Genomic DNA, 4,192 nt, shown 5'->3' with positions numbered 1-4,192 from the left:
GTTATATAAATAGCACATCTTCAATAAATAAGGTGTGCTATTTTACATCTATAAAAATATATTATCCGGGTATGGTAGTGCTAAAGGAGGCTTTTCAGAAAATGAGAAATATTGTAGTTTTAAAGATTCACCATCTATCGATTTCAGTTTTCCACTAGTAATTTCACATTCAAACACAACAACAATACATTCTACTTGATCGCCATTCGGATATATATGACGGAACCTTTCCCCTCCAAATACCCCTTTTTGTTTTTTTTACTTGTACTTTCAATCCTGTTTCTTCCCATACTTCCCGAATTACTGCTTCTTCTGGAGTTTCTCCAGGTTCAATTGCTCCAGCTGGCAAACTCCAGTATTCTCCACCAGGATATTGAAATAAGATTTTCCCTTGCTCATTTTTAATAACAGCAGCTATACTCGGTATTAGAATTAGTTCACAGCCTAATTGCTCACGGATTTTTTTATAATATAGCGACATCGACATATAATTTTCTCCCACTCCAATAATAAACAACTGTATTTTCTGACACCTATTGTATAATAATACCAATAGCAATTTCTATATAGAAAGGATAAGAAAATGACCCAAGTACAACTAGTAAATAGCTTCCTATCATTTTTAGGTACGACAAAACAGCCTACTAGCTTAAAGTTTTTAAATGAGCTTATTAAAGCTCATCAAGAAAAAGTAAAGTGGGAAACTCTTACTAAAATAATTGACTGGGAAAAAGGTAATAAAACAGGTCATTTTTTTCCTTCCATTGAGACATACATATACCGTATTTTCCAAGGTAAGAAAAGAGAACATAACCTTACCTCTTCTGAACTTACTTATTGGATAACAAAGAGATTTTGTATTGATAAAGAAATATAAAAAAGAGCTTTTAAGATTTCCAATGAAAAATCTTAAAATAATAAAAACGTTACTCAATCCTTTGAGTAACGTTTTCCTCTTAATATTTCTTTAATATTAATTTTCTTTATTATAAGCAGTTTCTACACACTCTGCTAGACGCTCTATTTGTTCTATAGTTAAACCTCGTGAAATCCAGCCTGTTAACTTATACATCATTTTATAATAAAAATTACTAGGTTCATATTCTGAAATTAATGTTAGTGCTGTACCTTCCTCATCTTCTTCTAACATATAAGTCATTGCTGAATATCCTTGCTTCATTTCACTACCAAGTGAAATAATATGCGGTGCATCGTATTCAAGGATTTCTACTTCAGCCTCGAATATTTTCTTACCGACTTTTTGAACAGTAATATATTTATCTCCTACACGTGGATTCTCTTTATCCATATTTGAAGGATAGCGATTTTCTATTATAAATGTATTCCATTCTTTTATTTTTTCATCTTCTATTATGTAGTCACATACAACATCCAATGGTGCTTTTATTACTATTTCAATTGCAAAACTCATTATACTGCTCCTCTCAAATACCCTATCCATTTCTATTTTAACTAAATCATTATGCCATATTTTATATAGTGAAATACAAGTAGAATTTCAACTTTTTATTGTGAGGGGGATTCAATAAATAATCATTTTTTATTAATTTAAAAACTTATTCATATAAAATATTTTATTAAAGATACAACAATTAAAAACAAAGCCACGAGTAGTAAAGCAATTCCTATACTTCTATTTTCTTTTCCGTTATTTTTTAAATTTTGCACGCCTAAGCTAACTAACATAAACCCTAAAAGCGTTTGTAAAATTAGCATACTCAGTTCCGAAGTATCATTCCAACTATAAATGGAATACCCCATTATAATAATTGCAAGTAAAACAGTTACGATCCTATTCATACGCAAATCCCCCCTTTTTAAAAAGAAACCGCTAAGTTTTCTTAGCGGTTTTATTAACAATTTATATTTAGTAAATGTGCTTTTCATGAATTTGATATAAGTCAAAAGAATTTCCTGTCCAATATAACTACGCATGTTAGCCCACTTTTTCTTTATTCAGTCTACTTACAATTCCAACAATAAATTTATATTCAACCCTTCTCTTCTTATCTTTCTTAAAACCCTCTTTCGTATCAAAAATAAAACAAGTTTTCCGAAACCAAATACGTACGTATAAAGACTCAAAATAAATAGGTTTTATAATACCTCGTTCTTCAAATTCAGTCCCATCTTTATTTTCAGTTTCCGTTCGAACAAACCACCTATTCCCGATGCCAATTTCAATATACTTCACATAAGTCCCCCTTCCGGAAATTAATTTCTAACAATTCTATTATTTCCCCGGTAAGCGCACATTCCGACAGAACATGAGCCCACAAAGAAAAAGTAGATTGCAAAAATCTACTTTATAACTTATATTTTTGCATTCGTTTATAAAATGTACTACGGGGTACATTTAATAGTTTTGCAGCTAACGAAACATTTCCATTTGTCTTTTGTAATGCTTCAATCATGCTATCACGCTGTATTTTTTCGCGAAAATGTAATGTATGTTCTGTTTTATTTTCAACTTGCAACTCAAGTTGTTCTTGATTTCCCATCATTGTTTGTATCAAAAAAACGACTTGTTTTTCGCATATTTCCCGTCCTTGCGACAAAATGTAAATACGTTCTAATACATTTACTAGTTCCCGAATATTTCCGGGCCATGTATGTTGTAAAAATTGATTGTATATACTCTTTGGAAATACAACATTCCAATTCTTCCGTTCGCAAAAGTGTTGTATAAAATATGGGATATCCTCTTTTCTTTCTATTAACGATGGAACATATAACGGATAAACGTGCAAACGATAATATAAATCTTGACGGAATTTCCCTTCTTCTACTAACCGTAGTAAATCTTTATGTGTGGCAGTAATAATACGAATATTTACTGGTACCAATTTTGAACTCCCAATTGGAGTTATTGTGCGTTCTTGTAAAACACGCAATAATGCTACTTGCATCTCTGGTGGTACTTCACCAATTTCATCTAAAAATAATGTTCCTCCGTTTGCTTGTTCAAATTTCCCTTTATATCCTTGACGTCGCGCACCTGTAAATGCACCTTCAGCATAACCGAACAATTCACTTTCCATTAATTCTTTAGGCAAAGAACCGCAGTTAACAGCTATAAAGGGCCCGTCTTTTCTTGGACTATTTTCATGAATCGCTCTCGCGACATATTCCTTTCCTACTCCTGTCTCACCACATACATACACACTAGCATCAGTCGGTGAAACAAGCTTAATTTCTTCTAGTGTGTGTTGAAATGCTCTGCTTGTCCCGGTAACTCCTGGAAAAGTAATTCCTTTTATAAATGTGAAAGTAGAATATGTATTCATTTGTTTGTTTTCCTTTAAATACATACATTTCCCAATCATTCTTTCATTACTATATACCGATATCTCTATTTTAGTTTCCAATCCATGGTGCATTAACTCTTCAACTTTCATTCTTGACCAATTATTTATTCGTTCACGAACGCTCTTACTCGCAGAAACGATAACATCACGATGATTACAAATAACTACTTGTTCATCACTATCAATAACATCTAAAAAACGATGAATTAAGTGTAATTCATTTTGATGAACTCTTATGCTACATTCACGTTCTATCGCATGTGCAATTGAAGTTACCATACCGAGCATATATGGATGCGAAAATTCAATTGGACACGAGAAATCTAGAACACCAATTAATTTCCCATCATCATTATGAATGGGAGCAGCCGCACAACTCCAGCTATGAGATGCCACGGTATAATGTTCAGTACCACTTATCATAATAGCTTCTTCAATTTCTAGCGCTGTTCCAATTGCATTTGTGCCAACAGCTGCTTCCGTCCATTTTACACCTTCAATAAAATTAATATGTTTCGCTCGCTTTAACGTTTGTTTATTTCCACTTAACGATAGAACATAACCATCTGGATCGATTAATAATGCCATCATTTGTAGTTCATCAATGGTTTTTCTCATATTTTGTATTTGAGGTAATGCTATATCAAGGAAAATTTCACTCTTTTTCTTTTGTTCTTGAAAAAAAACAGAAGACAAAATTTTCTGACCTTTACTCATATGAGGATTCACATTTGCTTGTTTACATCGGTACCATGATTCTGAAATTCTTTCGTTTATACGGTTCGAATCAAGGACTCCTTCATCAATAAACTTTTTCCATGTATGTAAGTAAAACGGTGAAGCTAACATTGTATCATCTCCCT

The 4,192-nt window shown here is 32.3% G+C and carries 4 protein-coding genes and 2 pseudogenes; 1 reads left to right on the top strand and 5 read right to left on the bottom strand.

Features of this window, described 5'->3' with window-relative positions; all coding sequences use genetic code 11:
* Positions 1–48: 48 nt before the first annotated feature.
* Positions 49–487: pseudogene (locus GBN78_RS28900) on the bottom strand (NUDIX hydrolase).
* A 96-nt stretch (positions 488–583) separates the two neighbouring features.
* On the opposite strand from GBN78_RS28900, the pseudogene GBN78_RS28890 reads away from it, so the two are divergent.
* A pseudogene (locus GBN78_RS28890) lies at positions 584–874 on the top strand (hypothetical protein); the annotation flags it as partial.
* Between the two features lie 99 nt (positions 875–973).
* Here the strand turns inward: GBN78_RS28890 and GBN78_RS28885 are convergent.
* From GBN78_RS28885 to GBN78_RS28870, 4 genes are all read right to left on the bottom strand, one after another.
* A complete protein-coding gene (locus GBN78_RS28885) occupies positions 974–1,432 on the bottom strand; it encodes an SRPBCC family protein (protein ID WP_152127994.1) in 459 nt (152 codons plus the stop codon).
* Positions 1,433–1,581: 149 nt separating this feature from the next.
* The gene (locus GBN78_RS28880) at positions 1,582–1,821 is read right to left on the bottom strand and encodes a DUF3953 domain-containing protein (protein WP_001080075.1); all 240 of its coding nucleotides are present in this window, start codon (positions 1,819–1,821) and stop codon (positions 1,582–1,584) included.
* A gap of 136 nt (positions 1,822–1,957) precedes the next feature.
* On the bottom strand, positions 1,958–2,215 hold the full coding sequence (locus GBN78_RS28875) for a DUF3977 family protein (protein WP_000873842.1): 258 nt from the start codon (positions 2,213–2,215) through the stop codon (positions 1,958–1,960).
* 112 nt (positions 2,216–2,327) lie between these two features.
* The gene (locus GBN78_RS28870; RefSeq protein WP_152127993.1) at positions 2,328–4,178 is read right to left on the bottom strand and encodes a sigma-54-dependent Fis family transcriptional regulator; all 1,851 of its coding nucleotides are present in this window, start codon (positions 4,176–4,178) and stop codon (positions 2,328–2,330) included.
* Positions 4,179–4,192: the final 14 nt, after the last annotated feature.

The organism is Bacillus sp. B2-WWTP-C-10-Post-4, from assembly GCF_009183805.1.
In the GTDB taxonomy this organism is placed as follows: domain Bacteria; phylum Bacillota; class Bacilli; order Bacillales; family Bacillaceae_G; genus Bacillus_A; species Bacillus_A cereus.
This window is presented reverse-complemented; position numbering and strand designations above follow the sequence as displayed.